The organism is Novosphingobium sp. SG720 (genome assembly GCF_012275365.1).
Lineage (GTDB): Bacteria > Pseudomonadota > Alphaproteobacteria > Sphingomonadales > Sphingomonadaceae > Novosphingobium > Novosphingobium rhizosphaerae.
Genome location: NZ_JAAZQN010000005.1, coordinates 257,779 through 275,128 on the forward strand (window position 1 = coordinate 257,779; position 17,350 = coordinate 275,128).

The following is a 17,350-nucleotide window of genomic DNA, read 5'->3' on the forward strand; positions in this document are numbered from 1 at the left end:
AATAGTCATATTATATGATTATATGATATTTTAGCTGCCGTGCGATGTGTGCGAGCGCGCGGAGGTCACACAGAAATCCGCCGGCGCCACGCCAAGCGGCTAAACATCCGCCACCACGGAATTTTCCGCCCTTGGTTTATTGCGATTGACTCTCATTACTATTCGCGTCAGGAGCCGAACCGCAACAGGGAGGCTTTTTTGATCCGTATTCACGCCTTGCTCGCCGGTGGCGCACTCGCCGCGCTTGCCATCCCCACCGCTGCGCGTGCCGAAGAGCCGGAGGCGCCGCCGGCGTTCGCGCCCGGCGAAATCGTCGTCACGGGGGAAAAGGCGGCGCGCACCTTGCAGCACACGCCGACCAGCATCGCCGTGACCGCTGCGGACAAGATCGCGCGCGAAACGTTGCTGTCGATCCAGGATGTCTATGCGCGCACCGCGAATCTTTCCGACACCTATGGTGCGGCCGGCTTTACCATTCGCGGCATCACCAATTCGGGCGTTGGCGGGGGCGGGCAATCCGATACCGCAACGGTCTATGTCGATGGCGCGCCGGTCTCGCGCCAGGCGCTCTATGGCGGCCCCACCGATCTGTGGGATGTACAGCAGGTGGAAGTGCTGCGCGGGCCGCAATCGACGATCCAAGGCCTCAATGCGATGGCGGGCGGCATTGTCATAACCACCAAGGACCCATCGCTCGAAAGCTGGACCGGTGACGCGCGCGTCTTGTGGACCGACCGCAACGACCGCACCTTTTCGGCGGCCGTGGGTGGCCCGATCATCACCGACGAACTTGGCCTGCGCCTCTCGGCCGAGCGCCGCGCCAACCGCGGCGTGATCCGCAACATCACGCGCGGCGGCTATGATGATGCCATGCAATCGCTCAACCTGCGCGGCAAGCTGAAGTGGACGCCGGCCGCCCTGCCCGGCTTCGAGGCAACAGCCAGCTACAACCGCGTCCGCCGCGAAGGTGGCTATCTCTACCAATATGCCCGCACCGACGTGGCCGATTACTATGACAACCGCACGTCCACCTCTGATCAGCCCAACCGGGGATGGGTGGCGAGCGATATTGCCGTGGTCCAGCTCGGCTATCGGCTGACCGATCATCTCAAGCTGTCCAGCGCCACCTCGTGGAACCGGTCGGATGTGCGCTCGCTCGCCGATTCGGACGGTACGCCCGTCAACCTGTCGGCGATCGACAACCATTATCGCTACAAGACGCTGACGCAGGAACTTCGCCTCAATTACGAAGACGATCGCCTGAGCGGCCTCCTCGGGGCCTGGTACTATCGCCGCACCGGCGCGCTCGATGCCAACAGCCAGGTCAATGTGACCACGCCCACCGGCACGATCACCAGCCTGCTGACGCCCTATGTCGGCGCCACGGCCGCCGGGACCATCGCCGCCGCTTATGCCCAGGCTCTGCCCGTCATTCCGGTCGCCTACACCTCTTACCAGCCGGAACGGGTGGAAACGATGGCCGTGTTCGGCGACGCGCGCTTCAAGGTGGCTGACCGGTTGACGCTGATTGGTGGTTTCCGCCTCGACCGCGAACGCAACCGCTATGCCGCGCAAACCCTGGCCACGTTCACCGGCACGCTGCCTGACGTCAATTTCCTCGGCACGCGCTATGCCCCGCTGGTTGCGGCGGTGAACAGCGGCGTACTGGGCTTGGTCGACGACGCCAGTTCGGCCATGGCCTCCAACACGCGCACGTTCCACGCCTTCCTGCCCAAGGCGGGGATCAGCATGGACTGGACGCCGCGCCTGACCACCGCCTTTACCGTGCAGCGCGCCTATCGTTCGGGTGGGTCGAGCCAGAACCCGGCACGCGCCACCCTGGTGCCCTACAATCCCGAATTCAGCTGGAATTACGAGGGATCGCTGCGGTCCAAGTGGTTCGGTGGCAAACTGCTGATCAACGCCAATGCGTTCTACATGACGTGGAAGAACCAGCAGGTCATCGCCTATTTCAGCGACAACAATTACGATTACAACACCGTCAACGCGGCCAGTTCGCATCTCTATGGCTTTGAAATCGAGGCCAGCGGCCGCCTTTCGCCAGCGGTCGATCTCTATGCGTCGGTTGGGCACACGCGCACCCGTTTCGATGATTTCACCCTGCCCACCGGGGCGACGAGTTCGCTCAAACTCGATGGCACCGAATTTCCCTATGCCCCGCGCTGGACGCTGGCGGCGGGGGTGAATGCCCGCCGCGGCCCGATCAGCGGCAATCTCAACGCCAACTATCGCAGCGCGGTGTTCACCGGGGTGGGCCAGAGCCAGGCCAGTTCGCGCGTCGGCGGGCGCACTGTGGTCAACGGCCAGATCGGCTATCAGGCCGATCATTGGAATCTGTTCGTCTTTGCGCGCAATCTACTGAACGCCAAATACCGGCAGTACAACTATACCGCGGCGGGCCTGGCGATCCTGGGCGATCCACAGACGTTCGGCGTCGGCGCGGGGCTGCACTGGTGATCGCGCCAGCAAGCCTGGCGCTATTGGCCACGGGCGCGGCGGGGGCGGCGCTGTTGCGGCGATCCTGGCAACGGCGCGATGGCATGGCCCTGGCGCTGGTGGCTGCTGGATGGGGCCTGCCGGCCATTGCCCTGGCGCTGGCGATCCAGGCCTTTGGCCCGGTCAAGGGCATGGCCCTTGCCCTCGCCATGCAGGCGATCGGCGCGCTGGGTGTTGTCTGGCAGGGCCGGGTGCAGCGCAAGGCCGCGCGCCCGCGCGCCGGGGAAGCCGCACCCGAACCGCTGGAACAGCCAGGCCGCGTATGGCGCGGCGTGCTGCGCGCCCTGCTCGCCGGGCCGTTGGGCATGGTCGCCGCGCTCGCCGTGGCGTTGTGCGTGGCGGTCTACCTGCCGGGCGATCCGCGCACCCGCATCGTGCTGAGCGGATTGCTGATGCCGGTGCTGTGGGGCCTGGCGATGACCTGGACCCTGGCTGACCGCCGCCTGTTGCGGGCCCTGGCGGTGCTGGTCGGCACCAGCCTGCTCGGCCTGGGCATCGCCGCATTGGGAGGGGCAGCATGACCGAGCAGACGCCGCGCAACACACGCAGCAAGCAATGGCGCTGGCCGCTCTCACCCGAAACGGTGCGCGCCGTGCTGAGCAGCCATTCGGTGCTGGGGCTGGCCTTTGCCGCCGTGATCTACCTGGTCTGTCTCACCGGAACGCTGGTGGTGTTTTCGCCCGATCTGCAGCATTGGGAAGTACCCCAGGCACCCGTGGTGCCGAGCCTGTCGGATCGCGCCGCCGGGCGCGCCGTGTTGCTGGCCGAACGCCAGGCCGCGCCCGATGCCACGCTCTCGCTCAGCCTGCCGGGCCCGGCCAGGGCCGGCGCCACGCTGATGGCCTATGGCAACAAGCGCGCAGAGCAGACCTGGGCCGTGGCGCCCGATGGCGCGCTCGTACCGATGGATGCGCCGTGGACCGAATTTCTCCTCCACCTCCACGTCAATCTCCATCTGCCGCGCAGTTGGGGCGGGTTCATCGTCGGGCTTACCGGCGTCGCGCTGCTGTCTTCGCTGGTGTCGGGCATTCTTGCCCACCCGCGCGTGGTGCGCGATGCGTTTCACCTGCGGCTGGGCGGATCGCGCCGGTTGCAGGAAGCAGACCTGCACAACCGCCTGGGCGTATGGGCGCTGCCGTTTCATTTTACCCTCGCGCTCACCGGTGCGTTGCTGGGGCTGAGCACGCTGATCGTCGCCGCGCTGGCGCTGTTGCTCTATCGGGGCGACACGCAAAAGGTCTATGGCCTGTTCATCGATCCGCCCCCGCCGGCAGACGCGCGGGCCGTGCCGATGCCCGATATCGCCGCCCTGCTGGCGATTGCGCGCGCCAGGACGCCTGAGGCCGCGCCCCAGACCGTGTCGATCGCGCGCCACGGCCGCGCCGACATGCGCATCACGGTCAACAGCGCCCGGCCACGCCTGCTGGTGCCGCAAGACGAAGTGCAGTTCGACGCGCATGGCACGGTGCTGGCCGAAGAACATCCCGCCGATCTCGCGCTCGGCACCAAAGTGCTGGGCGGCATCGGCCAGGTGCACTTCGGCTGGTTCGGCGGCGCGGCGGTGCGCGTGGCCTATGGCCTGCTGGGGCTGGCGCTGTGCGTCGTCACGTCCAGCGGGGTGACCATCTGGCTGGCGCGGCGGCGCGATCGCGGCCGCGCGGCGCCGCAGTGGGAACGCATCTGGGCCGCCGTGTGCTGGGGCCAGCCGCTGGTGCTGATGATCACGGCCATGATCGCCATGGTGGCACCCCGCGCACCTTTGCCCATCACCTGGCTCGTTCTGACCATCGCCATCGTGGCGGGCGCGGCGCTGGTCCGCATCGACGGCGCCAGACTGGCTGTGGGCCTGCGCCGCGCGCTGGGGGCCGGGCTGGTCGCACTCGGCTTTGTCCATGCGGCCACGGTCGGCCTCGGGCCGATCGACGGCGTGCTATGCCTTGGCGGCGCAGCCTTGCTCGCCTTGACCTGGCCGGTAGCACGGCGCAGCGCAGCGTAAGATCGTGGCAACCTTGCGCGCAGCGCCACGTTGGGACAGGGCCATCCTTTCGCAGCCGGAGCCACGCCCATGCCGCTTGTCGATGCCTTTGACCACATCGTGCTCAACGTTCGCGACGTGGACGCCGCTGCCCGCTGGTATGGCCAAGTGCTGGGCATGGCGCGCGAAGATCGTGCCGCGCCCGGCGGCGCCACCCGCACGGCAATGCATTTCGGCCACAACAAGATCAACCTGCGCCCGATCACGGCCACGCAGGAAGACTGGTTTACCGGCCTTTCGCCCTGTCCGGGCAGCGACGACTTGTGCTTTCTCACCCAGCAAAGCCCGGAAGCCGTGATCGCCGATCTGGCCCAGCACGGCGTCGCGGTGGAACTTGGCCCGGTGACCAGGGCGGGCGCGCGCGGCCCGATCCGTTCGGTCTATGTGCGCGACCCCGATGGCAACCTGATCGAGATCGCGTCCTATCCTTAAGCGCCGCGCACCAGCCCCGGCCCGTCCAGTTGCACCACTGGCACGATCCCGCCAGTCGGACGCGGCGGCAACGTCACAGTCAATCCATCGTCATCCTGGCGAAACGGCACTGCCCCGCCGCCCAGCAGGCGGGCCGAGACGACCTGCCCCTGCGCGCGCGGCAGCGATGCGATGCGCACGGGCGCATCGGGCCACACCAGCATCGCGGCAAACAGCGCGCCGCCCTTGGTGGTGAAACGAATGTCCTGTGCGGTAAACGCCCCCGCCTTGTCTTCGGCCATCAGGCCGGTGTCCAGCTTGGTCGGCCCTTCGCCATAGCGGCGCCACGGGCGGCTGCCGTGGATCATCGCGTCGCCATGCACGGCCATCCACGCCGTGATGCCGTCCAGGATCTTGTCTTCCTCAGCATCATAGGTGCCATCGCCGCGCAGGGGGATCGACAGCAGGAGGTTGCCGTTCTTCGATACCACGTCGAGCAGGCGCTGGATCACCTGGTGGGCTGGCACATAGGATTTCTGCTCGAACCGGTCGCGGTTGTAATGCCAATCGCCGATGCAGGTGCAGGTCTGCCAGGGGCGCGGGCGGATGTCGGCAGCAAAGCCGCGCTCCACGTCTTCCACCACCGCGCGTTGCTGGTCATCGCTCAGGCGCTTGGCGGTCAGCACCACGTCGGGCGCACCGTGCCAGGCCGTCGCCTGGTTGTAGTAATGCGCCAACGCATCGAGCCCGTACTGCCCGAACGGCAGGCTGTAATCGTCGAAATAGACCATGTCGGGGCGATAGCGCTCCACCAGGTTCTTTTGCCGCGCCAGCCAGCGCGCGGCAAAGGCGGGATTGGTGGGGGGAATGTTTTCCAACCACTGCCCGTCGTTGGCATCGTGCCACTTGCCCATCGCGGCCTCGGTGGTGATGCCATCGGGCGGGGCCATGTTGGGGCCGGTATAGAGCGCCTGCGGATCAAGCCCCTGCCACCAGGTACCCTGACCATCCTTGCTGCGCAGCTTCCACGCGTCATAGCGCTGCCCCGCGCGCGGCCCTTCCGCGTCATAGCCATAGGCCGTCTGCCACCAGTGCCAGGCATGGCTGGCATGGTTGGATACGCCGAATTTCAGGCCCTGGCCGCGCGCGGCCTTTTCCCAGCCGGCGATCAGATCGCGCTTGGGGCCCACGCGCGTGCTGTTCCACGCATGGTGATCGCTGGCAAACAGGTCGAGATTGTCGTGGTGGCAGGCCATCGCCATGAAATAGCGCGCACCTGCCGCCTTGTAGCGGCGCACCAGGAAATCAGGGTCCCAATGCTCGCCACGCCATTGGCCGATCACGTCGATAAACCCATGGTCGGCCGGATGGCCATAAGTCTTGACGTGATGCTTATAGGCCGGCGTGCCCGGAATATACATCGACCGGCCATACCAGTCGCCGCGTTCGGGCTGGCATTGTGGCCCCCAATGCGCCCAGATGCCAAAGCGCGCGACGCCAAACCACGCCGGCACGCGATAGCCATCCGCCAGCGTGTTCCAGTCGGCCTTGAGCGTGCCGGCTTTTCTGCCTTGCGCTTTGGAAATGCCCCCGACAGCGAGCGCGGCGGCGCTGCCGCTCAGCATGGTTCGCCGGCTCGCCATCAGGGTTCGTTGCGTCATCCGTGTATCACCTCGATCGGGGGGCGAGCACCCTTGCCCACACCTTGCGGCCATTCCAGATTGCCGGCTTTGTCGTTCCAGTGCAAAATGGTCTTTCCAGATGAAGATGATTTATAGTCGTTTGTGATACCATTGTCATCATAAAGCATGGCTTCGCCATCTGCCCCGGCGAACACGCGCAATTTGGCGATGCCTTGCTTTTCGGCGGTGGACAGGATCGGCGTGCCCAGCGGCACCACGCTGCCCGCGCGCACAAACAGCGGAATATGCGCGATCGGCGCATCCGCCTCGATCGTCTGGCCGCCGCTGAACTTGCGTCCGGTCCACCAGTCATACCAGTCCGTGCCGCCGGGCAGATAGACCGGCCGGTGCGTCTGGCCCTGCTTCGTGACCGGCGCCACCAGGAACGCGGGGCCGAACATGTACTGGTCCTTCACGGCCAGGGCCTGCGCATCGCCCGGAAAATCCATGAACAGCCCGCGCATGATCGGCGCACCCGTGTCATAGGCATGGCGCGCGGCGGCATAGGTGTAAGGCAGCAAGGCATAGCGCAGGCGCAGCGTGTCGGCCAGGATCGCCTCGGCCGCAGGGCCATATTGCCACAGCGCGGTGCCCGGCCGCTGGCCATGGATGCGCAACGTGGGGGTAAAGGCGTTGTACTGGAACCAGCGCACGAACAGTTCGGGATAGTCCTTGTAATCGGGCGCCATGGCCGTGGCCCCGGCCGGATCGACCAACGGCGCGGTCGTGGCTTCGCCCGCGCCGCCCGGCCACTGCCAGCCACCGGTGTCGCTGCTCCAATACGTCAGGCCCGAAGCCGCAGCGTTGATGCCGGTGGGAATCTGGCGCTGCAGGGCTTCCCAGGTTGCGTCCACGTCGCTCGACCAGAACAGGCAGCCATTGCGCTGCGCCCCCAGGTACGCCGCGCGGCACAGGATCAGGTTGCGCTTGTCGGGGCGGTCCTGCGCAGACCCTTCGGCCACGCTCTGCGTATGCAGCAGCGGGAACAGGTTGTGATAGCGGTCGCCCGAGCCGATCGAATAGAAATAGCCGTCGGGCACCAGATCCGGCTCGGTCTCGTCCAGCCAGGTCCAGTCGAAGCCCTGGCTCAGGATATTGTCGCGCACCTGGCTCCAGAACCACTTGCGCGCGGCCGGCACGGTGGGGTCGATCAGGGCACCGGCGCGATCGGCGCGGATCGGCAGGCCATCGACCGGCTTGCCGTCCTTGTCGTGCAGCAGCCAGCCCTTGGCGGCGAGCATATCGAAGTTCTTGGAAACCTTTTCGAACCGCGGCCACACGCTGATCAGCGAGCGCATGCCCATGGCATTGAGCTGGGCGTTCATGCCCTTGGGATCGGGAAAGGCAGCGCGATCGATATCGAGGTTGCCCAGCGCGGTCCAATAGAACCAGTCGAGCACCATGACATCGAGCGGCAGGTTGCGCGCACGATAGCCCTTGGCGATATCGAGCAGTTCGGCCTGCGTCTCATAGCGCGCCTTGGATTGGATCAGGCCCAGCGCGGCCTTGGGCGGCAGTGGCGTGGCCCCGGTCAGGCGGGCATAGCCGGCATAGATCTCGTCAGTGGTCTTGCCCGTGATCAGGAAAAAGCTGACCCGTTCGCCCACGTTGGATTGCCAGCGGGTCTTGCCATTGACCCCGGCCGAAACCGTCGTGGCCGAGGGATTGTCCCAGACGATGCCATAGCCCTTGCTCGTCACCATGAACGGAACGCAGACGCTTTCGCCCTCGGGCGCGTCGTAATTGTGGCGGCAATCGATGGTGCGCCCGCGCAGGTCGGCAAAGCCCTGCTGGTTCTGGCCCAGGCCCCAGAAGTGCTCGTCCGCAGTGGTCGAGAAACTGGCGCCGACGCGGAACGTATGCTCGCCCGCCACGTCGTGCGGGCTCATTTCCCAGCCGTTCATGCGGGTCAGCGTAGCGCCGCCGGGACGGCCGAAGCCGATCGTGACATTGGGCAGCGACGGCGCGAAATAGCGCTCCATCATCGTGGGCGCCTTGGGCCAGGGCTGCGCATCCACGCGCACTTCCAGGTCGCCGGAGCGGAACACGTCGGCCCCGTTCTCGCTGGCGCGCGTCCACCCCGCCGCATCGGGCTTGGCATTGGGGCCTTCACCCGGGCCCGCGCGGACGAGGTCGGGATCGGTGGCGATAGTGACGCGCACGATATTGGGCGCATATGGTTCGATGCTCACGGCCGCGCCGTTGCGATCGAGCACGGCCAGGGGGGCGGCCAGCGCGGGAATCGCGCAGCCAGCCTGCAGCAGCAGCGCGAGCGTGAAAGTACGTGCCTTGGCCTTCATGCAAACGGTCCCTTCCCGTGTCGTTGCGTCTTTGCGTTGTTGCTGGCCGCGTCGCTCGCGCGGCACTTGTTGTGATAGCGCTATCATTAAAACGCCTCGCGAGGCTTTGCAACAGCTTCTGCGGATTGTCGTACGAAGCCCCGGCGCTTCAGCCCAGCGCCATCTGGCGCGGCGCCTGGCCCATCTGCGCCAGATGGGCGCGCTGCGTCGGCATGGCATCGGCTGCCTTGGCGATCAGCTGGCGCATCCCGCGTAGCAGCTTGTCCAGGTCGGTCGGGCGCAGGCTTTCGGTCAGCGGGTCGTGGCCGTGCGGCATGATCCCCTGGCCCAGCATCACCGCAAGCCAACTGGCGTCCTGGAACAAGTCGCTCTCGCGGGAAAGCAGCCGCCCGGTTCGGCGGAACATGGCGATCTTCTCGGCCAGGGTATCGGGAATCGGCTGCGTGGCGCAGTGCCGCCAGAAAGCGTCGTCGTGCCGGGCATTGGCGTGATAGTGCAGCACCAGGAAATCGCGGATGCGATCATATTCGTTGATGATCTGACGGTTGAACTCACCCATCGTCATCGGATCGAAATCCAGGTCGGGAAACCAGTTCAACAGTTTTGCAACCGCGATCTGGATGAGATGGATGCTGGTGGATTCCAGCGGTTCGAGGAATCCGGCGGAAAGGCCGATGGCCACGCAGTTCTTCGCCCAGCTTTGCGCGCGCCGCCCGGTGGTGAAGCGGATCGGGCGCGGATCGGCCAGCGGCTTGCCCTCCAGGTTGGCCATCAGCGCGTCATGGGCCTGATCGTCGCTCCAGAACGCCGCGCTATAGACCATGCCGTTGCCCATGCGATGCTGCAGCGGAATGCGCCATTGCCAGCCCGCTTCATGCGCGGTGGATCGCGTATAGGGTCGGTCCAGGTCGATGCTGTCGGTCGGCACCGCCAGCGCGCGATTGCAGGGCAAGTAATGCGTCCAATCCACGAATGGCACGCCCAGCGCCTCACCCAGCAACAGGCTGCGCAAGCCCGTGCAATCGATGAACAGATCGCCTTCCACCAACCCGCCATCGTCCAGGCGCAAGCCTTCGATATGGCCGCTTTCGCCGTTGAGCACGACGTCCTCGATCAGCCCCTCGCGGCGCACCACCCCGCGTTGTTCGGCCATGCTGCGCAGATGCTGGGCATAGAGTGCGGCGTCGAAATGATAGGCGTAGGAAAACGTCGAGAACACCGACCGTGGATCGCTGTCGAGCTTGCCCATCTTGCCCGAATAGGCGGCCTTTTCGTTCAAGGAAAAGTCCCCGAACGGCGTCGTGTCGCCCAATGACTGGGCACGCAGCCAGTGCTGATGAAAATTCGTGCCGGCAAAATCGTTGCCGTAACGCCCGAACGGATGAAAATAGCGGTGGCCACGGTCGCGCCAGCAGGCAAATTCGATGCCCAACTTGAACGTCGCTTTTGTGGCCTGAACGAACTCGGCCTCGCCCAGCCCGATGATCTGGTTGAACGATAGAATCGGTGGAATGGTCGCTTCGCCCACACCGATCGTGCCGATCGTTTCGGATTCGATCAGGGTTATCGCACAGCGATGCGGCGCAATCGTGCGCGACAGCGCCACGGCCGCCATCCAACCCGCAGTGCCTCCCCCGGCAATGACGATCGAACGGATATGCCGGGGTGCGGTGTCGCTATCCACCATGTCAAGCTGCTGCCTTGCAATTGCGGTCGAGATAGACCTGGTGATCGGGCGCGGCCCTGCCCAACCGGGCCATGTCCTCGCGCCGGCGCGCCATGCTGGCGCGCAGGGCCTCGACCGGCAACGCGTCGATCAGGGGATCGTGCCGCCGGGGTAGAAAGCCATTGCCCAGCAGGATCGCGGCCCAACTGGATTCAGAATAGGATTCCCCGTCCAGCAGCGGCACGCGGCCGGTGGCGCGCCAAGTGTCCAGCTTGTGACGCAGGGTATCGGGCAGATCCATTGCGCGCGCGGCTTGCCACATCGGCTCGGGCCGCTGCGAAACGCAGTAATGCGCGATGATGAAATCGCGGATGCGATCCCATTCCGCGCCGCACACACGGTTGTATTCGGTGCATACCGCCGGATCGAAATGACGATCGGGGAAAAATTCCAGCAGGCGGCCGATGCCATTCTGGATCAACTGGATGCCGGTTGATTCGAGCGGTTCGAGAAACCCGCTGGCAAAACCCAGGGCCACGCAATTGTGCCGCCAGAACGCTTCGCGCCGCCCGGCGGTGAAGCGGAAACGGCGCGGGGTTGCCAGCGGCGCCCCGGCCAGGTTGGCCAGCAGCGTGGCCTCCGCCTCGTCATCGCGCATGTGGGCGCTGGCATAGACCACGCCGTTGCCTTCGCGATGCTGCAACGGAATGCGCCATTGCCAACCCGCCGCCAGCGCGGTGGATCGGGTAAACGGCGCGGGGGCTTCGGCCCTCGCGCAAGGCACGGCGATCGCGCTGTCGCACGGCAACCAGTGCGACCAATCGACATAGGGCGTTCCCAGCCGCCGGCCGATCAATTCGGCCGCAAAACCGGTGCAATCGATGAACAGTTCGCCATCCACCACCTGCCCGTCGGCCAGCACCAGTGCCCGGATGTGGCCGGTTTCGGCATCGAGCGGCACATCCACCACGCGGCCTTCGACGCGAACCACGCCGCGGCTTTCGGCAAGACCGCGCAAATAGCGCGCATAGAGCACGGCATCGAAATGATAGGCGTGGAGATAACGCGGCTGGCGCGGATCGGTCGGCATGAACTTGCCGCGTCGCGCCAAGGCATAAGGCGCGGAATAATCGTCAATCGGGGCGGTGTCACCGGCCCGATGCAGGCGCAGCCAGTGCTGGTGCGGGGCAATACCATCGATCGGCTCGCCATAATCGCCAAAGCCATGGAAATGGGTGTTGCCCGCCACGCCCCAGTCGCAGAATTCGATGCCCAGCTTGTAGCTGGCCTGGGTCGCCTGCATGAACGCGTGCTCGTCCACGCCCAGCGTTGCGTTGAAATGGCAGAACAGCGGCACGGTGGCCTCGCCCACACCCACCGTGCCGATCTCTTCGGATTCGACCAAGGTGATGTTCACGGTGCGCGGATCGAGCTTTTTGGCCAGCATGGCCGCCGCCATCCAACCGGCCGTTCCACCGCCCAGGATGGTGATCGATCGGATGGCTGCTTTGTTCATTGGTGCCTCCCCCTGCCTCGGCCGGTCATCCCCGCGCCTGCCTGGGGCAGCGCGGGGAGATAACCAGAGCCCAAGCCCGTGGGCAAGATGCTAGCTGATCAGAACTTCGAACGGATCAGGAAAGCGATGTGGCGATCGGTTTCTTCCCAGGCATAGCGCGGGTGCAGGCTGGCCGGACCAACGTCGATATAGGTCTTGGCCTTGAGCAGGTTCTGCGCCTGCAGGCCCACCTTCACGTTGCTGTTGACGTCCACGATGAACGAGGCGTCGAGCTGGCCATAGGCTTCGTTCCACACCGGCTGGTTGACGTTGGCGCCGTTGGCATTGGCCAGGTATTCCGAACGCCAGTTGTAGGCAAGGCGTGCCGAAACCCCATACTTTTCATAGAGCAGCGCCGCGTTGAACGAATGCTTGGACAGGCCCTGCATCGGCAGGTCGCCCGGCAGCAGGCTGCCCGGGGCAAGCTGCGGGTTCGCCGGGTTGCGACCGCCGGTGCTCTGGATGAAGGTATAGTTGCCGTTGAAGCCCAGGCCCGACAGCGCGCCCGGCAGGCTGTCGAAGAACATTGTGTAACCCGCTTCCACGCCCTTGATCGTGCCATGCCCGCCATTGACCGGAATGTTGACCTGGAAATCCTGGGTCACGCCATTGCGCGTCAACGTAACGGTGCTGGCCTGCGGGCTGATATAGTTGGTAACGTCCTTGAAGAACGCTGCCAGCGTTACCGCGTTGGCCTTGCCGAAGTAGTATTCGAAGCTGGCGTCGAAGTTCCACGCGCGGATCGGCTTGAGGTAGGGATTGCCACCCGTGAGCGTGCGCGGCGCCGTGACGGCAGGCGTATAACCGTCGGACTGGAAGCTGAAGTTGTACGTCTGGTTGGCCTGGAGATCGGTAAAGCTCGGGCGATAGATCGCCTTGCCCACCGCAAAGCGCAGGATGGTCTTGTCGTTGAGATAGAACCGCGAATTGAAGGTGGGCAGCACGTCGGTATAGCTGTTGCGGGCATCGACCGGCGTCTTGCTGCCATCGCCCACGAACGTGGCGGCATTGACCAGCGCCTGGCACGCTGCCGCGCCGTTGGTCGCGACGCACGCGGCCGCCGTTTGCGAGTTGGACGAGGACGAATTGAGCGTGGGCAGGAAGATCGCGCCCACCGCGGTGGTGCGGGTGCGGATCACGCGGACGCCGATGTTGCCATCAAACCGGCCGAGCAAGCCACCTTCGTCACCAAAGCGCGCCATGGCATAGCCGGCCAGAGTCTTTTCGGTCTGGGTGTTGGTGCCATAGGCGTTGTTCGAGCCGGCGCTGCCGTCGAACGCAGCGTCGGTCAGCGGCGACCAGCCGCCATTGCCGCTCTGCGTCGTCACCAGATACTTGTAGGCATTGGCCGCGCCCTTGTCGAGCAAGCCGCTCTTGGCGAACCAGCCGCCCGGCACGCTGACATTGCCGCCCATGAAGTTGTTGAAGGCGAGCCGCGTGGTCTGGCCGGTCAGGCCGACGTTCCCAGGATCCTGGTCGAGATAGACCGGCGTGCCGCCACCCCAATAGGCGGTGCTGAGCAGACCCCAGTTATAGTTGGTCGACTGCGTGACCAGGTCCTTGGACGTGTTGCGGAAACCAACCTTGAACGCCTTGAAGAAGTTGCCCTCGTCAAGCGTATAAGTCACGTCGGCCCGCTCTGCCCACGAGGACGCGCGGTTGTTCTCGTTGTGCTGCATGGCAGCATACCAGAAATAGTTCGCCGGATCGTTCAGGCTCAACCCGTTTTCGATGAAATTGAGGCTGGGCGTCTTGCCGGTCAGGTCGAATGACACCGAGGGGCGATTGCCGTTGAGACCGAACCCGTCGAACGCCGTCAGGCTGTAGACGCTGGCGTGCGAATTGACGTGATCGACGTCCACGCTCACCGTCAGGTGATCGGTCGGCGTCCAGAACATGCTGCCATAGAATTCGCGCGTCACCTTGTCCTGCTGGCCGACGCGGGTGTCATAGGTGAGCTGTGCGTTGGTCAACGTGCCGGTGGCCAGGGTATGTTGCGGCCCGGTAAAGGTGAAGCTGGGGTCGAGGGCGAAGCCACCGTTCTGGTCGTTGATCCCCACAGCGTTTTCGGTGTCGCGCGGCGTCACCTTGGCGACCATGCCCTCGAACGTGAACAGCAGGCTGGACGAAGGCTTGATCTGCAGCACGGCGTCATAGGAGTGGCGCACCTGCGTCCATTCCACCGAGCGATAGCCCAAGCCACTGGGCAGCGCCACGGTGGTGCCGGCGGGCAGGCCCGATTGCGCCGACGTCAGCGTCGTGGTGCTGATGGAACCGGTCTGGATCGCGTCGGTGCGGTTGCCGGTCTTGCCGGTGGACGCCGACAGCTGCAGGCCGATTTCCGTGCCGCCGGGCGTGTCCCAGCGGTGGCTGATCACGGCGTTGCCGGAGAAGAAGCCTTCCTTGCGCTTGTCGGCATAGTTCCAATCGCCCGAAACGGCGATGAAGTTCTTGGAATCGAGCGGCTTGCGCGTGCGCAGGTCGACGATACCGGCGATCCCGCCTTCGACCATATCGGCCGATGGCGTCTTGTAGACGTCCACCGCCCCCATGAGGTCGGGCGAGACGTCTTCAAAGCTCAGACCACGGCCGCTGTTGGCCGAGAATACGTCGTGCCCATTGATTTCGCTGCGCGTCCACGAGAGGCCACGAATGAACACGCCACCGCCTTCGGCCGGGACACGGCCGGGGTCGCTGCCTTCGAGCGTGTTGACGTCACCGGTACGCTGGATGGTGATGCCAGGCACGCGCTGAAGCGCTTCCGACACGGTACGATCGGGCAGGGCGCCGATGTCCTGAGCGGAAATGGAATCGACGATCACCTGCGAATTGCGCTTGGTGTTGAGCGCATTGCTCAGCGAGCCGCGAATACCGGTAACAATGATCGAGGGGACGCTGGGTTCTTCGGCCGCTTCGGCCTTGTCTGCAGCAGCTTGCGCGGCTTCCTGCGCATGCGCGGACCCTGCCGCAAGCGACGCGGCCATCACCAGGCTGGAGGTGACAAGGAACCCGATCTTACGTGTGTTTCGGCGCGTGCTGCGCACAACAACTTGGTGCATAACCCCTCCCAATTGCAGGCTATATTTGAAATTTCGACGAATTTTTAGACATTTACAGGCCGCGTGAACCCCAAGCCCGACACGACCTCTGCCAAGAACTGGAACTGAACCCCCGATTTCCTCTCCTGATTGCGCCGCGTTTCCGTGCACATCATCTGCGTTAACGCTACCATTACACCGCGTGATTCGCAAATCCGATTATCAACAAATCGACACATTCGGCCCCTGGCGGCGAGGGTGGGTGTGAAGGCATCGGAAACGAGCGATTTTTCTGCTTCGCATCATTTCTTTATTTTCAATATCTTGGAATTATAATATCAATGAGATAAGGGCGTTTCGCACCCCACCATGGTGCATTGCGATAGTGCGCAAAACGCCCGCAAAAGAGCCCCAGGAGGGGGCCTTGAAGTGTTGCACAAGAGCAACGGACAAAACTGTATTTTTATTCCAATTTGGTTTTCCGCGCTGCGCGCGGCGCGTTACAACGCGCGATAGGCGAAGTCGCTGAAGCGCACCTGGCCCGTACCGGCGCTGTAAAGCCCGACCTTGAGGCTGAGAAAGCCGCCGAAGGTGTTGTGATGCATGCCCGAAACATCCATGCGCAAACCGTGCTGCGCCCAGGTCTGTCCCCCGTCGTGTGACAGCCAGAACGTCACGATCTGGTCCTGGCTGGTCAGCCTGACGCGCAGCGGCCCGGCGGGCAAAGGTGCACGGGCCCAGGCCATTTCCTGCGCATATTGCCACAGCTTGGCGACATCGGCGGTAAAGCCCAGCCCCACGAAGGCCTGGTGGTTGTAGAACAGCAGCAGCCCGCCTTCTCCGCCATCGTGCCGGTCGATCGTCACCTCCACGGCAAAGGCACGATCCGGCACGACCATGGTCAGCGGGCTGCTGTCGCCCGGCGTCTTGCCGCTGCCGGCCAGCACCAGGCCGGCACCGGGGCGCGCCACGCGGTCCATCTCGTGCGGGGAAGGTTCGTGAAACGCCCATTGCAGGCCGAAACGATCGTGGGCGAAATCATCCGACAGGGCCATGCCGGATGGACCCGCGCGCCCACCGCGCGGCTTGGGCAAGGGGCGCGAAAGATCGCCCCCCATTGCCTTGGGCCAGCCTTCGGCGGTCCACACGATCGGTTCAAGCAAGGTTTGCCGGCCCAGCGTGCGATAGCCATTTTCATAGCCGTGATAGATCATCCACCAATCGCCGCCCGGCCCTTCCACCATGGTGGCGTGCCCGCGCGACCACCACGGCTCGGCTGCATCGACCGTGCGCACGATCGGATTGTGCGGGCAATGCTCCCACGGGCCGTGCACCGAGCGCGAACGCGCCACGATGACCATGTGCCCGGTGGGTGGCCCGGCCGTGCCGCCCACGGCCGTGGTGATATAGAACCAACCGTTGCGGCGCAGCAGCTTGGGCCCTTCGGGCGAAAAGCCTTCCACGATCCAGTCCTGCGGATAGACCCACGGCGCATAGGCCGGCTCCAGCGGCCCGGCGGTCGAAAGGCCGTCGGGCGCCAGGCGGATCTTGCGAATGCCGTTGACGAAGAGATAGCGCTCACCGTCTTCGCCCACCACGTGCCCCGGATCGATGCAGCCGGGGATGTTCAGATCCACCGGGTCGCTCCATGGCCCTTCGATCCGCTCGGCATGGATCGCATAGATCGACCAGCGATCGCCATCAGGCGCGGCGGGTATGTAGATGAAATAGCGCCCGGCATGCTTGCACAGGTCCACCGCCCACACGGTCCCGAGCGGCTTGTGCAGGGCTGGGCCGACCGGCGCCCAATTCACCAGGTCGGTCGATTTCCAGATGATGAGGCCCGGATAGGAATAGAACGACGAAAACGTCATGTAATAGGTATCGCCATCCTTGAGCACGGTGGGATCAGGATGATCGCCGCCAAGGATGGGATTGCGATAGGTGCCGTTGCCCAAGTCGGCACGGCGCTGCCCTTCTTGCCCGCGCGCCCACGCCGGTGCGGCAGCGGCAGGGTGGCACGCGGCGGCCGCGCCGGGTGCTGCGGCCCATGCCGAGGCGGCGACGGGCAACCCAGCCGGAACCAATCCGGCAACAGCGAGGGCCTTGAACGCATCGCGGCGGGTCGGATCGGTCATCGGCACGG

At 64.9% G+C, this 17,350-nt stretch carries 10 protein-coding genes; 4 read left to right on the forward strand and 6 right to left on the reverse strand.

What is annotated here, in order from left to right; all coding sequences use genetic code 11:
• Positions 1-198: 198 nt before the first annotated feature.
• The 4 genes from FHW94_RS17915 (at position 199) to FHW94_RS17930 (ending at position 4,984) form a co-directional block, all read left to right on the forward strand.
• Positions 199-2,478 (forward strand): TonB-dependent receptor, encoded by a 2,280-nt coding sequence (locus FHW94_RS17915; RefSeq protein WP_168557182.1) that lies wholly within the window; start codon positions 199-201, stop codon positions 2,476-2,478.
• Positions 2,472-3,038 (forward strand): hypothetical protein, encoded by a 567-nt coding sequence (locus FHW94_RS17920; RefSeq protein ID WP_168557309.1) that lies wholly within the window; start codon positions 2,472-2,474, stop codon positions 3,036-3,038. Before FHW94_RS17915 ends, FHW94_RS17920 begins: the two co-directional genes overlap by 7 nt.
• Positions 3,035-4,513: a PepSY-associated TM helix domain-containing protein gene (locus FHW94_RS17925; RefSeq protein ID WP_168557183.1), complete on the forward strand. Its 1,479-nt coding sequence runs from the start codon at positions 3,035-3,037 to the stop codon at positions 4,511-4,513. Before FHW94_RS17920 ends, FHW94_RS17925 begins: the two co-directional genes overlap by 4 nt.
• A gap of 69 nt (positions 4,514-4,582) precedes the next feature.
• A complete protein-coding gene (locus FHW94_RS17930) occupies positions 4,583-4,984 on the forward strand; it encodes a VOC family protein (RefSeq protein ID WP_168557184.1) in 402 nt (133 codons plus the stop codon).
• On the opposite strand, the gene FHW94_RS17935 is transcribed toward FHW94_RS17930, so the two are convergent.
• The 6 genes from FHW94_RS17935 to FHW94_RS17960 all read right to left on the reverse strand — a co-directional run bounded on the left by FHW94_RS17935 (position 4,981) and on the right by FHW94_RS17960 (position 17,342).
• Positions 4,981-6,606, reverse strand: a complete 1,626-nt coding sequence (locus tag FHW94_RS17935) for an alpha-L-fucosidase (RefSeq protein WP_168557185.1) — start codon at positions 6,604-6,606, stop codon at positions 4,981-4,983. The two genes, FHW94_RS17930 and FHW94_RS17935, sit on opposite strands and share 4 nt — an antisense overlap.
• Positions 6,607-6,620: 14 nt before the next feature.
• Positions 6,621-8,945 (reverse strand): glycoside hydrolase family 31 protein, encoded by a 2,325-nt coding sequence (locus tag FHW94_RS17940; RefSeq protein WP_168557186.1) that lies wholly within the window; start codon positions 8,943-8,945, stop codon positions 6,621-6,623.
• A gap of 148 nt (positions 8,946-9,093) precedes the next feature.
• Positions 9,094-10,632: a tryptophan halogenase family protein gene (locus FHW94_RS17945; protein ID WP_168557187.1), complete on the reverse strand. Its 1,539-nt coding sequence runs from the start codon at positions 10,630-10,632 to the stop codon at positions 9,094-9,096.
• Between the two features lies 1 nt (position 10,633).
• Positions 10,634-12,127, reverse strand: a complete 1,494-nt coding sequence (locus tag FHW94_RS17950) for a tryptophan halogenase family protein (RefSeq protein ID WP_168557188.1) — start codon at positions 12,125-12,127, stop codon at positions 10,634-10,636.
• A 98-nt stretch (positions 12,128-12,225) separates the two neighbouring features.
• Complete coding sequence (locus tag FHW94_RS17955) at positions 12,226-15,150, reverse strand: TonB-dependent receptor (RefSeq protein ID WP_168557189.1); 2,925 nt, start codon at positions 15,148-15,150, stop codon at positions 12,226-12,228.
• A 554-nt stretch (positions 15,151-15,704) separates the two neighbouring features.
• Positions 15,705-17,342, reverse strand: a complete 1,638-nt coding sequence (locus tag FHW94_RS17960) for a family 43 glycosylhydrolase (RefSeq protein ID WP_168557190.1) — start codon at positions 17,340-17,342, stop codon at positions 15,705-15,707.
• Between the last annotated feature and the right edge of the window lie 8 nt (positions 17,343-17,350).